The sequence below is a fragment of the Xanthomonas prunicola genome, from assembly GCF_002846205.1.
Classification (GTDB): Bacteria; Pseudomonadota; Gammaproteobacteria; order Xanthomonadales; family Xanthomonadaceae; genus Xanthomonas; species Xanthomonas prunicola.
In genome coordinates, this window is the sequence record NZ_PHKV01000014.1 from 1 (window position 1) to 20,063 (window position 20,063).

General features: G+C 63.8%; 17 protein-coding genes. 11 read left to right on the forward strand and 6 right to left on the reverse strand.

Annotated features, from left to right (window positions below; genetic code table 11):
* Positions 1-64 precede the first annotated feature (64 nt).
* Together XpruCFBP8353_RS21115 and XpruCFBP8353_RS23570 are read left to right on the forward strand one after the other, a co-directional pair.
* Positions 65-1,546 (forward strand): FAD-dependent oxidoreductase, encoded by a 1,482-nt coding sequence (locus XpruCFBP8353_RS21115; protein ID WP_101364983.1) that lies wholly within the window; start codon positions 65-67, stop codon positions 1,544-1,546.
* Between the two features lie 62 nt (positions 1,547-1,608).
* A complete protein-coding gene (locus tag XpruCFBP8353_RS23570) occupies positions 1,609-2,241 on the forward strand; it encodes a hypothetical protein (protein WP_133125690.1) in 633 nt (210 codons plus the stop codon).
* 205 nt (positions 2,242-2,446) lie between these two features.
* Here XpruCFBP8353_RS23570 and XpruCFBP8353_RS21125 read toward each other — a convergent pair whose 3' ends face one another.
* On the reverse strand, positions 2,447-3,505 hold the full coding sequence (locus XpruCFBP8353_RS21125) for an NAD(P)-dependent alcohol dehydrogenase (protein WP_101364985.1): 1,059 nt from the start codon (positions 3,503-3,505) through the stop codon (positions 2,447-2,449).
* Between the two features lie 308 nt (positions 3,506-3,813).
* Here XpruCFBP8353_RS21125 and XpruCFBP8353_RS21135 point away from each other — a divergent pair, with 308 nt between their 5' ends.
* From XpruCFBP8353_RS21135 to XpruCFBP8353_RS21150, 5 genes are all read left to right on the forward strand, one after another.
* The gene (locus XpruCFBP8353_RS21135) at positions 3,814-4,887 is read left to right on the forward strand and encodes a glycoside hydrolase family 5 protein (RefSeq protein WP_101364987.1); all 1,074 of its coding nucleotides are present in this window, start codon (positions 3,814-3,816) and stop codon (positions 4,885-4,887) included.
* 778 nt (positions 4,888-5,665) lie between these two features.
* Complete coding sequence (locus XpruCFBP8353_RS21140) at positions 5,666-6,715, forward strand: glycoside hydrolase family 5 protein (protein WP_101364988.1); 1,050 nt, start codon at positions 5,666-5,668, stop codon at positions 6,713-6,715.
* A 42-nt stretch (positions 6,716-6,757) separates the two neighbouring features.
* Positions 6,758-7,165, forward strand: coding sequence for a hypothetical protein (locus XpruCFBP8353_RS23575; protein ID WP_133125691.1), 408 nt, complete (start codon positions 6,758-6,760; stop codon positions 7,163-7,165).
* 166 nt (positions 7,166-7,331) lie between these two features.
* Entirely contained in the window at positions 7,332-8,432 is a 1,101-nt protein-coding gene (locus tag XpruCFBP8353_RS21145; RefSeq protein ID WP_101364989.1) for a glycoside hydrolase family 5 protein, read from the forward strand.
* 299 nt (positions 8,433-8,731) lie between these two features.
* Positions 8,732-9,178 (forward strand): PepSY domain-containing protein, encoded by a 447-nt coding sequence (locus XpruCFBP8353_RS21150; RefSeq protein WP_101364990.1) that lies wholly within the window; start codon positions 8,732-8,734, stop codon positions 9,176-9,178.
* A 324-nt stretch (positions 9,179-9,502) separates the two neighbouring features.
* Here XpruCFBP8353_RS21150 and XpruCFBP8353_RS21155 read toward each other — a convergent pair whose 3' ends face one another.
* Entirely contained in the window at positions 9,503-11,314 is a 1,812-nt protein-coding gene (locus XpruCFBP8353_RS21155; protein ID WP_101364991.1) for a M28 family metallopeptidase, read from the reverse strand.
* Between the two features lie 162 nt (positions 11,315-11,476).
* Complete coding sequence (locus XpruCFBP8353_RS21160) at positions 11,477-12,133, reverse strand: DUF4097 family beta strand repeat-containing protein (protein WP_101364992.1); 657 nt, start codon at positions 12,131-12,133, stop codon at positions 11,477-11,479.
* Positions 12,134-12,230: 97 nt separating this feature from the next.
* Between XpruCFBP8353_RS21160 and XpruCFBP8353_RS21165 the strand changes: the two genes are divergently transcribed.
* Together XpruCFBP8353_RS21165 and XpruCFBP8353_RS21170 are read left to right on the forward strand one after the other, a co-directional pair.
* Entirely contained in the window at positions 12,231-13,529 is a 1,299-nt protein-coding gene (locus tag XpruCFBP8353_RS21165) for a murein hydrolase activator EnvC family protein (RefSeq protein WP_207759699.1), read from the forward strand.
* 104 nt (positions 13,530-13,633) lie between these two features.
* Entirely contained in the window at positions 13,634-15,157 is a 1,524-nt protein-coding gene (locus XpruCFBP8353_RS21170) for a S41 family peptidase (protein ID WP_101364993.1), read from the forward strand.
* Positions 15,158-15,323: 166 nt separating this feature from the next.
* Here the strand turns inward: XpruCFBP8353_RS21170 and XpruCFBP8353_RS21175 are convergent, their stop codons facing one another.
* The 3 genes from XpruCFBP8353_RS21175 to XpruCFBP8353_RS21185 all read right to left on the reverse strand — a co-directional run bounded on the left by XpruCFBP8353_RS21175 (position 15,324) and on the right by XpruCFBP8353_RS21185 (position 17,444).
* Positions 15,324-16,316 carry a D-2-hydroxyacid dehydrogenase family protein gene (locus XpruCFBP8353_RS21175; RefSeq protein ID WP_101364994.1) on the reverse strand — a complete coding sequence of 331 codons (993 nt, stop codon included), beginning with the start codon at positions 16,314-16,316 and terminating at the stop codon, positions 15,324-15,326.
* Positions 16,316-16,636: a DUF1820 family protein gene (locus tag XpruCFBP8353_RS21180; protein WP_008572943.1), complete on the reverse strand. Its 321-nt coding sequence runs from the start codon at positions 16,634-16,636 to the stop codon at positions 16,316-16,318. Before XpruCFBP8353_RS21180 ends, XpruCFBP8353_RS21175 begins: the two co-directional genes overlap by 1 nt.
* Before the next feature lie 115 nt (positions 16,637-16,751).
* Positions 16,752-17,444, reverse strand: coding sequence for a rhomboid family intramembrane serine protease (locus XpruCFBP8353_RS21185; protein ID WP_023901941.1), 693 nt, complete (start codon positions 17,442-17,444; stop codon positions 16,752-16,754).
* A 217-nt stretch (positions 17,445-17,661) separates the two neighbouring features.
* Between XpruCFBP8353_RS21185 and XpruCFBP8353_RS21190 the strand changes: the two genes are divergently transcribed.
* Positions 17,662-19,002, forward strand: a complete 1,341-nt coding sequence (locus XpruCFBP8353_RS21190) for an outer membrane protein transport protein (RefSeq protein ID WP_101364995.1) — start codon at positions 17,662-17,664, stop codon at positions 19,000-19,002.
* A gap of 279 nt (positions 19,003-19,281) precedes the next feature.
* Positions 19,282-19,986, forward strand: coding sequence for a 2OG-Fe(II) oxygenase (locus XpruCFBP8353_RS21195; protein WP_101365026.1), 705 nt, complete (start codon positions 19,282-19,284; stop codon positions 19,984-19,986).
* The last annotated feature ends 77 nt before the right edge of the window (positions 19,987-20,063 follow it).

The window sequence follows — 20,063 nt, forward strand, 5'->3', positions numbered from 1 at the left end:
ATCCGCTCCTTCGGGGGCACCGTCTCCCGCACGCGGGAGAAGGGAATCAGCCACGGATGTTCTTATGAGCCGCAAGCAAGCCTTCCAATTCCTCGACCTGCCCCGGACCATGCCCACGCGCATTCCGGTGGAGCTGCGCACGTCCGGTGACTGGGGCGAGTTGTACGGCAAGTTCGACAAGGCCGACGCGCAGTACCAGTCCGGCCGCTGCCTGGACTGTGGCAACCCGTATTGCAGCTGGAAATGCCCGGTGCACAACGCGATCCCGCAGTGGCTGCAATTGGTGCAGGAAAACCGCATCGAAGAAGCCGCCGCGCTGTGCCACTCCACCAATCCGCTGCCGGAAGTGTGCGGGCGGGTGTGTCCGCAGGACCGCCTGTGCGAAGGCAGCTGCACGCTGGAGGAATTCGGCGCGGTCACCATCGGCGCGGTGGAAAAATACATCGTCGACACCGCCTTCAAGATGGGCTGGCGCCCGGACCTGGGCAACGTGCAGCCGAGCGGCTGGCGGGTGGCAGTGATCGGCGCCGGCCCGGCCGGCCTGTCCTGCGCGGACCGCCTGGTGCGTGCCGGGATCGAGGCGGTGGTCTACGACCGCTACGAGCAGATCGGCGGCCTGCTGCAGTTCGGCATCCCCAGCTTCAAGCTGGACAAGTCGGTGATCGGCAAGCGCCGCGAGATCCTCGAAGGCATGGGCGTGCAGTTCCGCCTGGGCGTGGAAGTGGGCCGCGACGTCAGCATCGAGCAGCTGCTGAGCGAATACGATGCCGTGTTCCTGGGCACCGGCGCCTACCGCTACACCGATGGCGGCCTGCCCGGCCAGGACCTGAAGAACGTCCTGCCGGCACTGCCGTTCCTGGTGCAGAACAGCCGCATCGTCGGCGGCAACGACCCGCACGGCCGCCCGATCGCCGGCTGGGAAGACCAGATGGCCCTGCCCGACCTCAACGGTAAGCGCGTAGTGGTGCTGGGCGGCGGCGACACCGGCATGGACTGCGTGCGCAGCGCCATCCGCCTGGGCGCGGCCAAGGTCACCTGCGCCTACCGCCGCGACGAAGCCAGCATGCCCGGCTCGGCGCGCGAGGTGGCCAACGCGCGCGAAGAAGGCGTGCGCTTTTTGTTCAACCGCCAGCCGCTGTCGATCGAATCCGGCGCCGACGACGAAGCCATCGGCGTGACCGTGGTGGAAACCAAGCTGGGCGAACCCGACGCCAGCGGCCGCCGCAACGCGGTGCCGGTGGAAGGCAGCGAATCGCTGCTGGAAGCGGACGTGGTGATCATCGCCTTCGGCTTCTCGCCGACCCTGCCGGACTGGTTGGCCTCGCAAGGCGTGGAAGCCGGCAGCAACGGCCGCATCGTCGCCCCATCCGACGGCAACGGCCGCCTGCCCTACCAGACCAGTAACCCGCGCCTGTTCGCCGGCGGCGATTGCGTGCGCGGCGCCGACCTGGTGGTCACCGCCGTGGCCGAAGGCCGCGACGCGGCCGGCAGCATCGTGCATCTGCTGGGCGTGAAAGCGCAGGTCAAGGAGCCGGCTGCGGCATAGGGCATAAGAGAGAAAGCGCTGCATCGCGCACGACTCAACTAAGCCGTCAGGCAGCGCACGCAATGTATATGTCGCAATTTAAAGCAACCCGTAGTGATGGCAGCGATGCTACGCCGGAGTTGCTTTATTTCGCCGAGTCAATCGGCCTCGAATCATTAGTTACGGGACGATATAGTTTTTTGCTTGTGCTTCAGTTATTTGGGGCAGCTAAATCCGGGATACTTAATCCAGCGAAAGTTGTGAGCCAAATTCGAGTACTGGAGGGCGTTGCGGCGGCCAATGGGTTAAAAGCGGCCACTCGATTCAAGCATCCCCCGCTTCAAGGTCTTTGGCATCAACATTACCTCGAAGACGATTTACCAAGCCTGGTTATCAATATCAGAAAAGGCATGGGTAGATTTGGCATCCCTTCTTTCAAGAAGAAAATTGCAGATGCGGCAGCCTCTGGGGAGGAAAGGTATGTCACTGAGGCGGACATAGAAGAGTTCGCCCATGATATAGTTGTGTTTAACTTCGAACGTCTTAGGGTTGACTCATCACTTACTGGCGAGTGGCTAATCTTCGCTAAATACAACGAAGAAAATTACTACCTCAGCCTTGGAAAGCACGATACCGGTGACGAGCTAATTCGTTCTCAAATTGACGTTTTTTGCTTATGCGAGTTTCCATTTCTTGAAAGCATCCTCGCCATATGATCTTTGCGATTGCTTACTCAGCACAGCAGTCAAAATTACTCTCCAAAGCAGTACTTAGCGCCGGGCAGTATTATTTTAGTAGCAGTGGCTAGTAACTCACCTTTAAGGCAGCGCCCTCAGCTTTAAGGCTGTAATTCTGCTATTGGCTAACGCTTGCGCCCTGCGAGGACGCAAGCGGTATCACATGAGCCTAACGGAGCACCAATCAGGCCGCCTTGTCCAGCGTGGCCATGTCGATCACGAAGCGGTACTTCACGTCGCTCTTGAGCATGCGCTCGTAGGCGGCGTTGATTTCGTCGGCGCGGATGGTTTCGATGTCCGAGACGATGTTGTGCTTGGCGCAGAAATCCAGCATTTCCTGGGTCTGGCGAATGCCGCCGATCAGCGAGCCGGCCAGGGTGCGGCGCTTCATGATCAGGTTGAACACCGCCGGCGACGGATGCGATTCCTCGGGCACGCCCACCAGCACCATGGCGCCGTCGCGCTTGAGCGCATTGAGGAACGGGTCCAGGTTGTGCGGTGCGGCTACGGTGTTGAGGATGAAGTCCAGGGTGTTGTACTGCGCCGCCATCTGCGCCTCGTCCTTGGAGATCACCACTTCGCTGGCGCCCAGGCGGATCGCATCGGCGCGCTTGCTCTCGGAGGTGGTGAACAGCACCACGGTGGCGCCCATCGCCTTGGCGATCTTCACGCCCATGTGGCCCAGGCCGCCCAGGCCGACCACGCCCACCTTCTGGCCCGGACCCACCTTCCAATGCGCCAGCGGCGAATAGGTGGTGATGCCGGCACATAGCAGCGGCGCCACGGCAGCCAGGTTGTCGGTGTGCGAGATGCGCAGCACGTATTTCTGGTCGACCACGATATGGTCCGAGTAACCGCCGTAGGTGTTCTCGCCGCCGCCGAACATCGGACCGTTATAGGTGCCGGTGAAACCGGCTTCGCAGTACTGCTCTTCGCCTTCCTGGCAGGAAGTGCAGCTGCGGCAGCTGTCGACCATGCAGCCGACGCCAGCCAGGTCGCCGACCTTGAAGCCGGTGACGGCATTACCGACGGCGGTCACACGGCCGACGATTTCGTGGCCCGGCACCGACGGATACCGCGTGTTGTGCCATTCGTTGCGTGCGGTATGCAGATCCGAGTGACACACGCCGCAGTAGGCGATGTCGATCTGCACATCATCGGGGCCGGGCGCGCGGCGTTCAAACACGAACGGGGCCAGTGGTTGATCGGCGGCCTGGGCAGCGTAGGCGTGGGCAGTACTCATGGGGAAGACTCCGGGGCGTTGCGTCGTCGGCAAGGTGCGCCGACAACAGAAAGAAAGGATCGGTAGCTTAAAACGCAGCAACGTCGCACTCCTGCGACAGTGCGTCTTACCTGGTCTCTTGCGAAGGCGGCCGCGGCGGCATGATGCGCCTTTCGCGTGTTCGGATGCGGTCAAATCCACGCGATGCGCGTGAATGGCACGCTAACGTGCGAGTTCCTGGGCTCACGCAGCAGCTGATCGCCCTGCACCATCTGCACTGGCCGTACCCTCCCCCGCGGCCGCCCATGTCGATGCCGAAGGAGACTCCCATGTTCCGCACTCCCCCGCACTTTCCCCGCTTGCGCAGCGCTGCGCTCGCGCTGACCTTGCTCGCTGCCAGTCCGTTGGTCCAGGCCAAGGAACCTGGCGGCCCCAAGAAGGACACCACTGCCCTGAAGTATGTCGGCGTCAATTTGTCCGGCGCCGAGTTCAACTCGCGCAAGAAGCCCGGCACCTTGTTCAAGGACTACACCTACCCTGCCCCCTCGGACTTCAGCTATTTCGCAGGCAAGGGCATGAATACGATCCGCCTGCCCTTCCTGTGGGAACGCGTGCAGCCCGAGCTCAATGGCCCGCTGGACCAGGCGCAATTGGGCTTGATCAAGAAGTCGCTTGAGGCAGCGAAGGCCAACAAGCAGTACCTGATTCTGGATCTGCACAACTATGCCACGTACAACGGCCAGCGCATCGGCACCAACGATGTGCCGGCCAGCGCGTTGGCCGATCTGTGGCGCCGGCTGGCGCTGGAGTTCAAGGACGACAAGGCGGTGATCTTCGGGCTGATGAACGAGCCCAATGGCATCTCCGCACCCGACTGGGCCAATGCTGCGCAGGGGGCGATCGATGCGATCCGCAAGACCGGCGCGAAGAATCTGATCCTGGTGCCGGGCACCGCCTACACCGGCGCACACAGCTGGCGCAGCACCAGCTACGGCGTCTCCAATGCGAAGGCGCTGGAAATCCTCAAGGACCCGGGCAACAACCTGGCCTTCGAAGCGCACCAGTACCTGGATAAGGACTACAGCGGCACCAAGCCGGTGTGCACCAGCGATTCGGTCGGCCAGGAAAAGCTGCAGGGCTTTACCTCGTGGTTGCGCGAGAACAAGCAGAAGGGCTTCCTGGGCGAGTTCGCCACAGCCAACAATCCCGTCTGCGACAAGGCGCTGGAAGGCATGCTGACCTACATGGAACAGAACAGCGACGTGTGGCTGGGCTGGACGTGGTGGGCGGCAGGTTCCTGGTGGAAGCCGGACTACCCCTTCACCGTGCAGCCGGGCAAGGACGGTAGCGACAAACCGCAGATGGCGATCCTGAGCAAGTACGCACGCCGCGCCGGCAAGTAATCTGCGACGCAGCTAGACAGTGGTCGCAACTGCTGTTGCGGCCACTTTTTTGTGTGTCTCTTCTCCTGTGCCGCGCGGCGCAGTCTCTGACGAAGAGAAAGCGGGCAGCAGCTGGCTGGCGTGCACATCGCAGAAGATGTGGGTGATCTATCACCAGCCCAACGCGCTGCAGTTGCCCACATACGCTCTCGATGACTTGAGATAGCTAGGCATGCGTGTCGGCGATATCTCCCATGCGCGCGCGCAAGTGGCAGGACAACGCTGATCCTCCCTATGGCCTGGTGCGACGCACTGGTGCCGATGTACGTGCGCTGCTTGCAAGCGATGTCATCCGATGTCGCCCATCGCATCTACTTGCGCACGCTCGCCTAAGCACTGCCTCCAAGTGCGATGTGCGCAATGCACGGAAACGTTGCATTGCCAGTGGAGCGACGTATCGCGATCGAAACATCGGAGGAGCGAAAGGTTGCACGGAAACAGCAGCATGCGTTCGCGATGTGCAGTACGTCATTGAGTACATCATGGTGCGCTGTTATTCCGATTGAAGCGTTAGCAAGAAATCGCTGCGTTGTCGCGCCATGCGTGCGCGTGCCGACAGAATAACTGCGCGTCACTGCACAGCTTGGTGCATTGATCCCTCACACCCGTAGTTTGTGCGGGCGCTTACGCCTAGTCTGGTGATGGACGCGTTGCTGCCTTACATCGAGCCAGCTCATGCTCGCATCAGCGCGACGTCCTTGCACACGTCTCTCGCACGCAGAAGTCTCAGGAGTCCCCCATGCCATCCCCCACCACGCGTACGCGCCGGCCGCCTTGCCGGGCGCTGTCTCTGCTATTGCTTGCCGTCATGCCGCTCGCGCAGGCGCAGAGCAACAGCCTCAAATATGCAGGCGTCAACCTCTCCGGCGCCGAAATCAAATCCTCGCAAAAACCAGGCGTGATCAACGTCGATTACCACTACCCGGCGGCCGATGAGTACGCCTACTTCGCCGGCAAGCACATGAACATCGTTCGCTTGCCGATCCTGTGGGAACGCCTGCAGCCCAGGGCTGGTGGCGAGCTGGACCCGGCACAGCTGGCCCTGATCCGGCAAGCGGTCGCCAATGCCAAGGCGGCAAACATGTACGTGATCGTGGACGTGCACAACTACGCCAAATATTACGGCCACACCATCGGCAGCACCAAAGTACCGATCAGCACCTTCAACGATCTGTGGCGTCGACTGGCGATCGCCTTCAAGAGCGACAACGCCGTGATCTTCGGGCTGATGAATGAGCCTTACGACATCAATCCACAGTCGTGGGCGGCGGCCGCACAGGCATCGATCGACACCATTCGCAAAACCGGCGCCAATAATCTGATTCTGGTGCCAGGTGCGCTCTGGACTGGTGCGCATAGCTGGTACTCCACCGTGGCCGGGCAGTCCAATGCGGTGGCGCTGGCATCCATTGGCGATCCACTCAACCGCTATGCCATCGAAGTCCATCAATACTTGGATACCGATTCCAGCGGCACCAGCGGCGGTTGCGTCAGCCCCACGGTCGGGGTCGAGCGGCTGCGCAGCTTCACCGAATGGCTGCGTCTGAACAAAAAACGCGGATTTCTTGGTGAATTCGGCACCGGCAACAATGTCACCTGCAATCTCGCGCTCAACGGCATGCTCGGCTACATCGAATCCAACAGCGATGTCTGGCTGGGCTGGTCCTGGTGGGCGGCAGGTGCGTGGTGGCCTGCGACCTATCCGTTCAACGTGCATCCGGATGCGCAAGGCCGCGACAAGCCGCAGATGTCGATATTGAGCGCGCATGCGCATCGGATCACCGATTAAGCGCGGCCAACGCAACTAGCCAGTCGTCGTCAGGCGGTGTGGATGGCGCAGCAGCCGGAGCAGACGCGTGGTGCACGCCGGGTCCCGGCCGTGCCCGCCTGGTGGCTGCACCATCGTTTCTTCGGCTGGTTTACGCACAGCAACAAACCACGCAATTGGCGCAACACACATCACTCGTATATCCAGCTGCGAGCGCGCACTTCTCACCGGTTTGAGCGTTGCAGAGTTTCGGCAGCGATTGCGTCGCTCCTGCAGGAAACAGGTCGATGCATTCGTTGCCGCATCGTCCTCGCCTTTTTCAAAACGGCAGGGCGTCATGGAGATGACGTCATGCCGCTGGCGGCGAACACGTCCATACGACGCAAAATCGACAGCGCTGCCAAGCGCACGCCCCAATTGCAAAAGCACGACGCGATTTGCCGCAATTTTTGTGCAGCCTATCAATCTTAAAAGCGCACCTACCAGAGTGTGACTGCGATGCAGTTCGCAGATTGGTGTTCTATGGACTGCACGCAGCAAATGGGCACAGCTGATGCATTGATTCCGGTGGATGCAGCGCATCGCATAACGCGTAAGCACAGACCTGCATCTTCCCCGCCGTCGAAGGAGTTGTTTCATGTCTGCTGTGTCTTTCTCGATGCGCACGCTGGTGCGCTATGCGCTGCTTTTCATCGTGTTAGGCAGCCTGCCGCTTGCCCACGCGCAGACGCGCGCGCTCACCTATGCCGGGGTCAATCTCTCGGGTGCCGAGTTCGCATCGTCCAAAAAGCCCGGCGTTCTCAACAAGGACTATATGTATGCCCCGGCCAGCGATTACACCTATTTCGCCGGCGTCGGCATGAACACCATTCGCCTGCCGATCCTGTGGGAACGGCTGCAGCCTACCGCGCGTGGTGAGCTGGATCCGACGCAGCTGGCGTTGGTGCAACAGGCCGTGGCACGCGCCAAGGCAGCCGGCATGTATCTGGTGATCGATATCCATAACTACGCCAAGTATTACGGCTACAAGATCGGCAGCCCGGAAGTACCGGTGTCCACGTTCACCGATGTATGGCGTCGCCTCGCGCTGGCGTTCAAGAGCGACACTGCGGTGATGTTCGGGCTGATGAATGAGCCCAACAATATTTCGGCCAGCGAATGGGCCGGCGCAGCGCAGGCTGCCATTGATGCGATCCGCAGGACCGGCGCCAACAACCTGATTCTGGTGCCAGGCGCATTGTGGACAGGCGCGCATAGTTGGTATTCCCTCACGTCCGATGGCTACTCCAACGCCACTGCGCTGGCGTCGATCTACGACCCGCTCAATCGCTATGCCTTCGAAGTGCATCAGTACCTGGATGCCGATTCCAGCGGCACCAGCACCACCTGTGTCAGTGCCACGATTGGCGCAGATCGCTTGCGTAACTTCACCCAGTGGCTGCGTACCAACCACAAGCGAGGCTTCCTGGCCGAATTCGGTACCGCCAGCAACGCGGTCTGCAACCACGCGCTGCAAGGCATGTTGGCGCACATGGAGACCAACGCAGATGTGTGGCTGGGTTGGACCTGGTGGGCAGCCGGTTCGTGGTGGAACATCACCTATTCGTACAACGTGCATCCCAACAAGGACGGCACCGACAAACCGCAGATGTCGATCCTGTCGCCGCAGGCTGCGCTGGCGACGCGCGCTGCTGGCGCTACCGCCGCAGGAATTTCTGCTGCACGCACCACACGCTGACGAACCACACAGCCGCCGTAAGGCGGCTGTGTTTTTTGGGGAACGCACAGCGCGTGTGGACGTGAATCGCCTGCGATAAGGCGAGCAGGCACTGCGTGGTCGCAGCGTTACAGCCGTGCACGGTAGATGCAGGCTCACCGTGTGAATAATCCGCAACGTAAAAGATGCGTGTAGCGGGAGTGAATGGACGACTTTGCATTTCAGCTAACTGAATCTGCGTCGTGACTGCTTGCGTGTTTTCACCTGATGGCAATCGCTTGCCGGCCAGCATGGACGCACTTCACTGCAGGAGCATTCTCATGACACAGCGATTGATGAAAACCGCGCTGATCGGCGCACTTTCCCTGGTGTCGCACGGAGCGTTCGCGCAGGCGACGGCCGACAAGCCGGCCAAGGCGCTCACCTCCGTTGAGGTCACCAGCATGCTCACCGCCAAGGGCTACACCAAGGTGCACGACGTCAAGTTCGAGCATGGCGTATGGACCGCAGATGCGCGCAGTGGCGATGGCAAGGACGTGGACGTGCACATCGATCCGGTCACTGGCCGCGTCTACGGGGACCAGACCACGTCCAAGCTCAGCGAAGCCGATGTGCGCGCAGCGCTCTCCACCGGTGGCTATGCCGACGTGCACGACCTCAAATTCAAGGACGGCTTGTGGAAGGCCGATGCCAAGCGCAATGGGCAGAAGGTCGAACTGCACGTGGATCCGGACGATGGACACGTGGTGAGCGTGGATGGCGATTGAGGGGAAGCGCATCGCGCTTGCGTGCTGAGCGGGTAGGGCAGGTCGGTGGGTGCAGATGCAGTGCCACCGCCGCCATTGCCACTCCACTGATCGATTCGGCGTGCACGTATTGGCAAGTACATGCAACTGCCGCACTCAAGCGATAGCGCGAGATCATGTTTGGATCACGTGGCCAGGCCATTGGCCAAACGCCTGACATGACGCAGCAACGCAAAGGGCCTCCGATTGGAGGCCGTTTGCGTGAGAGCTGTTGCTCACTGCCGGTGGCGAATCGCCTTGCTGGTGCATTGCTGCCAACGCGTGGCAGCAATGCCACCGCAGGCCTCAGCGTGGGGACTTGGCCTTGGTCGTCGTCGAGCCCGTGGTGCCAGCGTCGCTGGCGTCTGCGCCAGCCGGCTGCGCAGTCGCCGCGCTTGCACCGGGCTTGTTGGCCATCATGCGGTCGCGCGCGGCCTTGAACGGGTTGCCGGGGTACCAATTGGGCCAACGTTCGCCGGCCGCCACATCCTTACCCACCCCATAGACCACCTGCAGGTCTTCGATGGTGCCATCGAGCTTCCAGGTGGCGGCGTCGTATTCGTCGCCGGGGGCGTGGTAGCGGTGGCGTCCATAGTCCTCCGCCGCGGCACGTCCGGCGGCGGTGCCGCCTTCTCGCAGGTCTTCACCACCGTCGGCATACAACGCCGGCACGCCAGCCTTGGCGAAGTTGAAGTGATCCGAACGGAAATACGAGCCGCTTTGCGGCGTGGCTTCGGCATGCAGGGTGCGGCCCTGCATCGCGGCGATCGGCTTGAGGATGTCCTCCAGCTCCGAGCTCCCCATGCCCACCACGGTGACATCGCGCGCGCGTCCAGCGACCGACATGGCATCCAGATTGATCACCGCAGCGATCTTGTCCAGCGGGAAGCTCGGGTTGGCCACGTAGTACTTGGAACCGAGCAGGCCGGATTCTTCCAGCGTCACGGCCAGGAACACCACCGACCGCGCCGGCTTGGGATCCTGATGCGCGAATGCATCGGCAATTTCCAGAATGCCAGCCACGCCGGTGGCGTTGTCCACCGCGCCGTTGTAGATGTTGTCGCCGCTTTCGCCCGGATGCTTGCCCAGGTGATCCCAGTGCGCCATGTACAGCACCGCTTCATCGGCGTGGCTGGTGCCCGGCAGCACGCCGACCACGTTGCGCGAGGTCTTCGCCGCGATGGTGCTCTTGAGGTCTACCGACCAGCTGGCCTTCAACGGCACCGGCTTGAAACCACGCTTGCTGGCATCCTTGTAGGCCTGGGCCAGATCGAGCCCGGCGTTGGCGAACAGCTGCTTGGCGGTGTCGGCGCTGATCCAGCCCTGCACGGGTAGGCGCGGGTCCGGGTCGTCCTTGGCCGGCAAGTCGTATTGCGGGCCGGACCAGGAATTTTTCACCACGTCCCAGCCGTAACTGGCACCGGGGGTGTCGTGCACGATCAACGCCGCAGCCGCGCCCTTGCGTGCGGCTTCTTCGAACTTGTAGGTCCAGCGCCCGTAGTAGGTCATGCGCTTGCCGTCGAACAACTTGGGATCGTCGGTGTGGAAGCCCGGGTCGTTGACGAACATCACCACCGTCTTGCCCTTCCAATCCTGGCCGGCGTAGTCGTTCCATTGCTGCTCGGGCGCATCCACGCCGTAACCGACGAACACCAGCTCGCTGTTGTCCAGCTTGACCTCGGCTTGGCCGGTCCGCGTACCGACCACGATGTCGGTGCCGAAGGCGAGGGCACGGGTCTTGTCGCCGCTGCGCAGGCTGGGCGCGGTGGATGCATCGGCGGTGGTTTCCACCATCGGCACCTCCTGGAACCAACTGTCGCCATTGCCCGGCTGCAGCCCGATGCGCTGCATCTGGTCGCGGATATAGGTCACGGTCTTTTCTTCGCCGGGCGTACCCGGGCCGCGGCCTTCGAAGTCGTCCGACGCCAGCGTCTTGACCAGTTCGGCGAAATCGCCGGTGGTCAGTTCCGGCGAGAAGGTGTGGCGGCTGACCGGCGCACTGGGCGCGCTATCGGTCGGCGTCTGCGTGGCAGGCGCGCTGGGCGCATCGGCGGGTTCGCGTTTGCAGCCGGCCAGGGCCAGCGTCGCGGCCAGGCACAACAGAATCTTGCGGGGCATCGGAACTCCTCGTGCGGCGGAATCCCGATCTTAGTGCGTACGCCGCATGGTGAGGTGAGCGCGCGATTGGATGTGCTGCAGTCGGCAATGCACGCCGGGCAGGGCGCCTGAAGCAGGCGCCCTCGGTCCGACGCACGCACGGGCGGGTGGGTGCCGAACGCGTCAGTCTTTCGGCGCCACGTCGCCGTCGAAGCTGCGTGCCGTGGCGCCGCTCACCGCGCCGATCTTGGCGCTGCGGTGCACGTACAGGGTGACCTCGCGCTCGAAGTGCAGCGGTCCATCGACCACCGCGCCCGGGCCGATTACCACGCGCGGCGTGCGCGAGGTCTGGAACGAAAAACCGAAGTTTGGCTTGGTCACCTTGATGCCGCCGCGCACATGCGAGCCCACCCCGACCGTGATATCGCCGTTGACGGTCTCGATGCCCTTGCCGAGCTCGGTTCCCACCAATCCGATACTGCCGTTGACGGTTTCCATGCCACCGCTGATCTGGCTTCCGCGCTCGGAGAGGATGCTGCCGTTGACCGTCTCCAGCCCGCCGGACACGGTCACCTTCTGACCCAACGTAATTGCGCCGTTGACGGTTTCCACGCCACCGGTGCGCGCGTTATCGCCGATGCGGATGCCGCCATTGACGGTCTCCACGCTCTTGGTTTGCGCACCGGCACCGATCTCGATGGAGCCGTTCACCGTTTCCAGTGCGCCATAGGACTTGCCGGCGTCTGCGCTGATGCGGCCGTTGACCTTGCTGACGTCGTCGTCGGCCCAGGCGCTCGTACAGACCAGGGACAGTGCCAGGAGAAGAATTTGGGGCTTCATGCTGAACCTCGCGCGGCGGCGGTTGTCTGGGGCGTGGCGGCGATAACATCATGCTTGGCTACAATCGCGCACCTGCCTGAAGTCACTGGATCTTTCGTTGCCCCCTTCGCCCGCACTGCCGCCGCGCTTGCTGCTCGCCCCTGCCACCGGACGTGGCCAGAGGTGGCTGGCGGCGTGCGTGCTGGCCTGCACATTGCTCGGCAGCGTGGGCGCAAGCGCGCAGAGCCAACGCGACACCGAGCGCAAACTGCAGCAGCTACGCGATGAGCTCAAGACCATCAGCGCCGATCGGCGCGAGCTGGAAGGCAAGCGCGGCACCGCTGCACAACAGTTGCGCCAAGCCGACGAGAAAGTGGCCAGGACCGCACGCGCCCTGAGCGAGACCGAAGCGGCGATGCGCGCGCAGGAACAACATCTTTCCACCCTGCAGCAGGAACGCGCGCAGTTGCAGCGCGGCCTGCAAAACCAGCGCGCGCAGCTGGCGGCATTGTTGCGCGCTGCCGATCAGGTGGGCCGCAACGCGCCGCTGAAAGTGCTGCTCTCGCAGGACACGGTGGGCGATGCCACGCGCATGCTGGCCGACCACCGCTATGTGCAGAACGCGCGTGCGCAGCGCATCCACGCCTTGACCACGCAGCTGGATGCCCTGACGAAAGTGGAACAGGACATCGCCACCCGCCGCCAGGCGCTGGATGCAGCGCGCGCACAGCAAAAAGCGCAGGCCGCCACGTTGCAGAAGGATCGCTCGCAGCAAGCGGCCACCGTCGCGCAACTGGACGATCGCTACAAACAACGCGCCGAACGCGAAAAGGCGATCGGCCAGGACGCAAAAGCGCTGGAGCAGCTGCTTGCCAATCTGCGCGCCGCCGCCGCCAAGGCCGAAGCCGAACGTCGCGCTGCCGCCAAACGCGCTGCCGCCGAAGCCGCTGCGCAGGCAAAACGCGGCAAAACCGAGCGCCCCGATCGCCCAGGCAAGACGCCACCGAAGGTCGTCGCCAGTGCACCGGCCCCCAAGGTCGGCGGACTCAGCTGGCCGGTGTCGGGCAATCTGCTGGCGCGCTTCAATGCCACCTTGCCCGATGGCCACACCAGCAAGGGTGTACTGATCGGCGCGCCCAAGGGCACCACCGTCACCGCAGTGGCCGATGGCACGGTGGTGTTTTCCGACTGGATGACCGGCTACGGCATGATCCTGATCGTGGACCACGGCAACGGCTACATGAGCCTGTACGCGCATAACGACACCTTGCTGCGCGATGCCGGCGCGTCGATCAAACGCGGCGAAGCGGTGGCAAAGGTCGGCAGTTCGGGCGGGCAGGGCGTGCCGGCGCTGTACTTCGAATTGCGTCGCAACGGGCAGCCGGTAGATCCATCGAGCTGGCTGCAACGCCGCTAAGCGCAGCGCACCGCCCGCAATTCAACGCGGATTTACCGCTGCTTCGCGCATAATCCGGTCAGCTCCGCGCTGCGGGGCGCCTTATCTCTTTGTCGGAGTGCTTCATGCGCGTAGCCGTCCTGTCCGTTGCCCTGTCGCTGGCCCTGTTCGCGTCGCCCGGTTGGGCGCAGAAGGCCGGCCCCGCCGCCGCCCAGGCCACCGCGGACGATCCGGAAGCCAATGAAGCCGCTGTCTCCAAGGTGCCGCTGGATGAGATCCGCCGCTTCGTGGCGGTCTACAACGCGGTCAAGCAGGCCTACGTCGACCCGGTCGAAGACAAGAAGCTGATGCACGCCGCCGTGCGCGGCCTGCTCTCGGACCTGGACCCGCACAGCACCTATTTCGACAAGGAAGACGCCGAAGCCTTCGACGAACAGGCCACCGGCGCCTACGACGGTATTGGCGTGGAATTGCTGCAGCAGCAGGACAACACGCTGAAGGTGATCGCGCCGATCGACGACACCCCGGCTGCGCGCGCCGGCATCCGCGCCGGCGATGTGATCGTGGCCATCGACGGCAAGCCGATCGATGCGAGCAAGGCGATGGAGCCGCTGCGCGGCGAATCCGGCAGCAAGGTGGTCCTGACCATCGTGCGTGACAAGACGCCCAAGCCGTTCGATGTGACCCTGCAGCGCGAAACCATCCGCGTGGCCAGCGTGCGTAGCAAGATGCTGGAACCCGGCTACGGCTACATCCGCATCAGCACCTTCCAGGCCGACACCGGTGCCGACTTCCAGAAGAACCTCAAGCAGCTGCAGGCCGGCGGCAAGTTGCGCGGCTTGGTGCTGGATCTGCGCAGCAATCCCGGCGGTCTGCTGACCTCGGCGGTGCAGGTGGCCGACGATCTGCTCGACAAGGGCAATATCGTCAGCACGCGCGGACGCATCTCCATCAGCGATGCCAAGTTCGACGCCACCCCGGGTGATCTGCTGAGCGGCGCACCGGTGGTGGTGCTGGTGGACGCCGGCTCGGCCAGCGCCTCGGAGGTGCTGGCCGGTGCGCTGCGCGACAACAAGCGCGCACGCATCATCGGCAGCCGCACCTTCGGTAAGGGCTCGGTGCAGACCGTGCTGCCGCTGGACAACGGCGACTCGGTCAAGCTCACCACCGCGCGTTATTACACGCCTAGCGGCAAGTCGATTCAGGCCAGCGGCATCGTGCCGGAGGTGATGCTCACCCCCGAGCCCCAGCCGGGCGATGCCGATGTGCCGGCCAGCCTGACCGACTACAGCGAAGCCACCTTGCCCGGCCATCTGCGCGGCGACGACGAAGGCGAAGAGGGCTATAGCGCTGGCGACGTGTTGCCGGGCGACGGCCCGATCAACGAAGCCCTGGCCGAACTCAAGCAACCCGGCTCCGCCGCCAAGGCGCAAGCTGCACGCAAGGCCAAGGCGCAGGCAGCGCAGAAGGCCAAGGCCGCCAAGACCGGTGCCGAGTCCAAGCCGGCGACAGCGCGCCCGGCAACCACGAACACGCCCAAATCGGCCGAACCGGCAGGCAAAGCCAAGCCGACTGCCGCACCTGTTGCGCCAGTCGAACCGGCACAGCCGACGCCGCCAGCGGACAAGCCCGCCGAGCCGGTCAACTAAGCGTAGGCAACAGACCTGCGCGCGTCGTTGTGACGTCGGTCTGGTCGGCGCACAGGAATCGGTGGGAGAGCGGTACATGCCGCACCGAACACTGGCCGCCGCGTACCTGGCGGCAGCGCACGCGTTTTTGTCGGGTGCTTCAAGGCCGCGATAACGCAGCGGGGAATCACACCCGCTGCGGTGTTGCCCACACCTCGGGGTTGACCAGGTTGCGCGGTGTACCCGCGGCAAACGCCAGCACGTTGTCGAACGCCGCGTCGAAATACAGCGCGTAGCTGTCGCGTTCCACATAGCCAAGATGCGGTGTTGCCAACACGCGTGGATGGAGCAGCAGCCGATCGCGCGGGTCCAGCACCGGCTCATGCTCGAACACATCCAGCGCGGCGTACCCCGGCCGGCCAGCATCCAACCCCGCCAGCAAGGCGCCAGGGACGATCAACTCGGCACGGCTGGTGTTGACCAGCAACGCGTCGTTGCGCATGCGCGCCAGATCCTGTGCGGTGACGTCGTGACGTGTCTGCGCGGTCAGGCGCCGATGCAGCGATAACACATCGCTGCATTCGAACAACTCCTCTCGGCTGCCCGCAATCGCGAACCCGTCGCGCGCTGCCTGCGCACAGGACGCTTCGCCCCCCCACACCACCACCTGCATGCCAAAGACGCGCCCGATGCTGGCCACGCGTTGGCCGATCCGTCCGTAACTCCAGATCCCCAACGTGCGCCCATGCAGCACGCGCCCCAAGCCGGGATCGCCAAGTGCCTGCCAGCGGCCCTGTTGCAATGCATGCTGGTACTCCGTCAGCCGACGGCTGGCCGACAGGATCAATGCCCAGGTCAGCTCTGCCGGTGCTACCGGTGAGCCGACGCCTTCAGCGACCGCCACACCCAGCGCGGTGCACGCCGCCACATCCACATGCGCGCCCACGCGCCCGGTCTGGCTGATCAGTTTCAGCCGTGGCAGTCGTTGCAGCAGCGCCGCATCCATCCGCGTGCGTTCGCGGATCAGCACCAGCGCATCGGCGTCGGCCAGACACGCGACGCGCGCATCGAGATCCTCGTCCAGTGCGCCCAGTACCTGCACCTGGTGGCGTTGCATCCGCTGCACGCACGGCAGCTGCGCGACGGCGCCCTGGTAATCGTCGGGCACCAGAATGCGCATCAGCGTGGTTTGATCGGCGAGGGGAAGGGGGTAACCACCTTGTCGCCGGTGGTGGCATCGCGAATCACCGACTGGCCTTTTTTCTCGACCTCTTCGATCCGCACGATGCTCTGCATCGGCAGGTGCAGGGTCTTGGTGTTGCCGAATTCTTCGCGCAGGCGTTCTTCGGTGGGGTCCACCACCAGGCCATCGTGCACGTCGAACACCAGCTCGCCGATCTGATTGAAGCCCCACAGATGGCTGCCGGTGACCTCACGCGCGTAGAGCTCGTACACCTTGCCGTGATTGAGGAAGGTGACTTTGTACAGAGACTTGGACATGCCGCGATTATAGGCACGCACGCCTGGCCGCCGACGTGCGCAGCATCGCGCGTTGCTGGCTCAGCCGCGCAGCGATCAGCGCCTGCCCAGCTCGACACCAGGCGTGCTGCGCGCCTCAGAAGCCATGGCGCTTGCGCAGCCGCCGTGCGATCGCCGCGCGCACGTACAAGCCGTAGACGATGCCGAACACAAAGCCGGCGATATGTGCCGACCACGCCACCATGCCGAAGGCCGGGCCGATGTAGGCGAACACCACCTGCAGCATCGCCCAGACACCGATCAGCAGGGGCGCCGGCACCCGGATGAATTCCAGAAACACGCCCAGCGGCAGCACCACGCCCAGCTTGGCACCCGGAAACAGCGCCAGGTACGTGCCGATCAACGCCGACACCGCGCCCGAGGCACCGATGATCACCCGGTCCGGCGTGCCGATGGCAAAGATCGCCGCCAGGTTGGAGGCGGCGCCGCCAACCAGAAACAGCAGCAATAACCGCCACGGGCCCAGGATGCGCTCGGCCGGCAACCCGAAGATCAGCAGGAACACCAGATTGCCGAGCAGATGCGACCAGTCGGCGTGCAGGAACAGCGCAGTGAACAGGCGCAACACGCTGCCGTCGCGCAAGGTGGCCCACCAGTCGCCCAGATTGGAAACGCCGCTGGAGAGTGCGCCCCAGTCCAGCCACAGCGTATTGCGTGCCTCGCCCGGCCGGCTGATCGACCACAGATAAGCCAGCCACACCGTCGCAAACAGCAGCGGCACCGCCCAGCGTGGTGTGGGTTTCTTGCGGGAGGGGAGAGAGACAAACATCGGAGGGGGACAATAGCCGGTCCACGCTGCTGAACCCAACCCTAACCTGACAGCGCGTTCAGCGCGCGACTCGTTATTGTTCGGTTAATCGTCATAGGTATACTGCGTACGGCGTCGTATGTCGGGGGGGGGTCTCCGGCGCGCTCCGGGCCTGGATTGGTGCTGGACGCGGGCGCTGAATCGACCATTGCAGTCCTTATCCGGAGAGCTACAACTTATGTCTACCGCTTCCACTCTCAGCCGCGCCACCCTGTTGGCCGTCGGTATCGCCGGCGTGCTGGCCGTTGGTCAGGCGCACGGCGCCGCATTCCAGCTGAAGGAAAACAGCGCCAAGGGCCTCGGCCGCGCATTCGCAGGTTCGGGCAGCGCCCCGGACGATGCCTCCATCATGGTCAACAACCCGGCCGGTATGCGCCAGCTGGACGGTCGCCTGTTCCAGGCCGACGTCAGCGCCATCAGCTTCTCGGCCAAATTCCAGCCTGAGTCGGCCAACTACGCCAACGGCGCTCCGGTTTCCGGCGGCAACGGCGGCGATGCCGGCATGATCGCGCCGGTCCCGGCGATGTACTTCCACGTGCCGTTCGGCGAGAACGACAACATGCACCTGGGCACCTCGCTGACCGTGCCGTTCGGCTTCAAGACCGAATACGACCGCGACTGGGTCGGCCGCTACCACGGCACCAAGACCGAGCTGCAGGCGATCGACTTCAACGTCGCGTTCTCCTATGACGTGAACCCGTACGTGTCCTTCGGCGCCTCGGTGTTCGCCGAGCGTCTGGATATCGACCTGGCCAACGCGGTGGATTTCGGCAGCGTGCTGGCTGCGCGCCGCGTGCCGGGCTTCGCGCCGGGCAGCGCCGATGGCTACTCGCGCATCAAGGGCGACAGTACCGAAGTGGGCTTCACCCTGGGTGGCTTGTTCAGCATCGATGAGAATACCCACATCGGCTTCAGCTACCGCTCGCAGGTGGAACACAAGATCACCGACGGCACCGCCGACTTCACCGTGCCGGGCAGTGCTGCCGCCGTGCTGAGCGTGGCCGCACCGGGCACCTTCGTCGACACCAAGGGCCGCGCCACCGTCAAATTGCCGGCCAGCGCCACCGCCAGCTTCACCCACAACGTGAACGAGCAGTGGTCGATCATGGCCGACGTCACCCGCACCGCCTGGAGCAAGTTCGACCAGGTGACCGTGGATTTCGCCTCCAACCAACCCGACAGCGTGTTGGACTTCTCCTACCGCGACACCACCTTCGCCTCCATCGGTGCCGACTACCGCATGAGCGATACGGTGACCCTGCGCGGCGGCTTGGCATACGACCAGACCCCGACCACGGCCGACCACCGCGACGTGCGCGTGCCGGACGCGAGCCGCAAGTGGGTGTCGCTGGGTATGAGCTGGCGTCCGTCGGCGCAGACCGAATACAACTTCGGTTACACCCACCTGTTCACCAGCGACCCGACCAGCGACACCCGCAGCGCCACCGGCGACCGTCTGGCTGGCAGCTACCACGTGAAGGGCGACGTGCTGGCCGCGTCGATCAATTACAAGTTCTGATCGTCGCAGCACGCATGGTTTGACGAAAAACCCCGCTTCGGCGGGGTTTTTCTTTGCCGCTTTGTACGCCCACACGCGACACCGGCAGCCGGCAGCCGGCAGCCGGCAGCACGCGAGGCTGGCAGGACACCCCGCATCCGTGCAGCGCTTCACCACCATGCCCGGTGTCGCAACCTCGCCACGCGCTGGCGCTGTCGACAACCTCGTGTGCTGCTCCAACCTGTGCGCACTGCTTGGCGGACGCTGCAGCCGACGCGCCAGATTGCTATGGTCAAGCGCATGAGCCAACCCGACTTCATCCAGATCACCGACGACGCCATCTCGCGCGAAGAGTGCGCCGCCATCGTGCAACGCATGCGCCAGAGCCAGCAACTGCATCCGGGCCGCATCGGTGGCGGTGTGTTCCCAGACCTCAAACACAGCCGCGACCTGCGCATCAGTGGCGTGGCCGGATGGGCTGAAGTGGAAAGCCGCCTGCAGCAGGCGGTGTTCGACGGCGTGCTCACCTATCTCCGGCAGTATCCGCAGGCCTTGATCTCACCGCTGATGCTGCAAGTGACCACCGCCGATGGCACACCACATCGCCTGGTGGCCGAGGACATCGTGCAGATGAGCGAGCAGGCGTTGGGCAATCTGGCGCGCACCTGCCTGCGCCCGGGCGCGATCAATCTGCAGTGGTATACGGCCGACCAGGGTGGCTACCCGTATTGGCATTGCGAGCTGTATCCGCGCGATGCCAGCGCCGACACGCTGCACCGGCACCTGCTATGGACGCTGTATCTCAACGACGAGTTCGAACAGGGCGAAACCGAATTCCTGTTCCAGCAACGCAAGGCCCGCCCACGCACCGGCAGCCTGCTGATCGCCCCGACCGCCTTCACCCATACCCACCGCGGCAACCGCCCGGTCGGCGGCGACAAGTTCATCGCGACGAGCTGGATCCTGTTTCAGTCGGCGCAAGCGCTGTATGGCTCGGCGCAGTGATTCGGGATTGGCTAAGCGCGCATGGTCGGTTTGTTGAGCATCCGGTCTGGCCACTGTTGCAGCGACGCGATGTGTTT

Bases quoted from the DNA above. Each gene is read 5' to 3' on its own strand.
- XpruCFBP8353_RS21115 (WP_101364983.1), top strand. From the start codon at position 65: ATGAGCCGCAAGCAAGCCTTCCAATTCCTCGACCTGCCCCGGACCATG.
- XpruCFBP8353_RS23570 (WP_133125690.1), top strand. From the start codon at position 1,609: ATGTATATGTCGCAATTTAAAGCAACCCGTAGTGATGGCAGCGATGCT.
- XpruCFBP8353_RS21125 (WP_101364985.1), bottom strand. From the start codon at position 3,505: ATGAGTACTGCCCACGCCTACGCTGCCCAGGCCGCCGATCAACCACTG.
- XpruCFBP8353_RS21135 (WP_101364987.1), top strand. From the start codon at position 3,814: ATGTTCCGCACTCCCCCGCACTTTCCCCGCTTGCGCAGCGCTGCGCTC.
- XpruCFBP8353_RS21140 (WP_101364988.1), top strand. From the start codon at position 5,666: ATGCCATCCCCCACCACGCGTACGCGCCGGCCGCCTTGCCGGGCGCTG.
- XpruCFBP8353_RS23575 (WP_133125691.1), top strand. From the start codon at position 6,758: ATGGCGCAGCAGCCGGAGCAGACGCGTGGTGCACGCCGGGTCCCGGCC.
- XpruCFBP8353_RS21145 (WP_101364989.1), top strand. From the start codon at position 7,332: ATGTCTGCTGTGTCTTTCTCGATGCGCACGCTGGTGCGCTATGCGCTG.
- XpruCFBP8353_RS21150 (WP_101364990.1), top strand. From the start codon at position 8,732: ATGACACAGCGATTGATGAAAACCGCGCTGATCGGCGCACTTTCCCTG.
- XpruCFBP8353_RS21155 (WP_101364991.1), bottom strand. From the start codon at position 11,314: ATGCCCCGCAAGATTCTGTTGTGCCTGGCCGCGACGCTGGCCCTGGCC.
- XpruCFBP8353_RS21160 (WP_101364992.1), bottom strand. From the start codon at position 12,133: ATGAAGCCCCAAATTCTTCTCCTGGCACTGTCCCTGGTCTGTACGAGC.
- XpruCFBP8353_RS21170 (WP_101364993.1), top strand. From the start codon at position 13,634: ATGCGCGTAGCCGTCCTGTCCGTTGCCCTGTCGCTGGCCCTGTTCGCG.
- XpruCFBP8353_RS21175 (WP_101364994.1), bottom strand. From the start codon at position 16,316: ATGCGCATTCTGGTGCCCGACGATTACCAGGGCGCCGTCGCGCAGCTG.
- XpruCFBP8353_RS21180 (WP_008572943.1), bottom strand. From the start codon at position 16,636: ATGTCCAAGTCTCTGTACAAAGTCACCTTCCTCAATCACGGCAAGGTG.
- XpruCFBP8353_RS21185 (WP_023901941.1), bottom strand. From the start codon at position 17,444: ATGTTTGTCTCTCTCCCCTCCCGCAAGAAACCCACACCACGCTGGGCG.
- XpruCFBP8353_RS21190 (WP_101364995.1), top strand. From the start codon at position 17,662: ATGTCTACCGCTTCCACTCTCAGCCGCGCCACCCTGTTGGCCGTCGGT.
- XpruCFBP8353_RS21195 (WP_101365026.1), top strand. From the start codon at position 19,282: ATGAGCCAACCCGACTTCATCCAGATCACCGACGACGCCATCTCGCGC.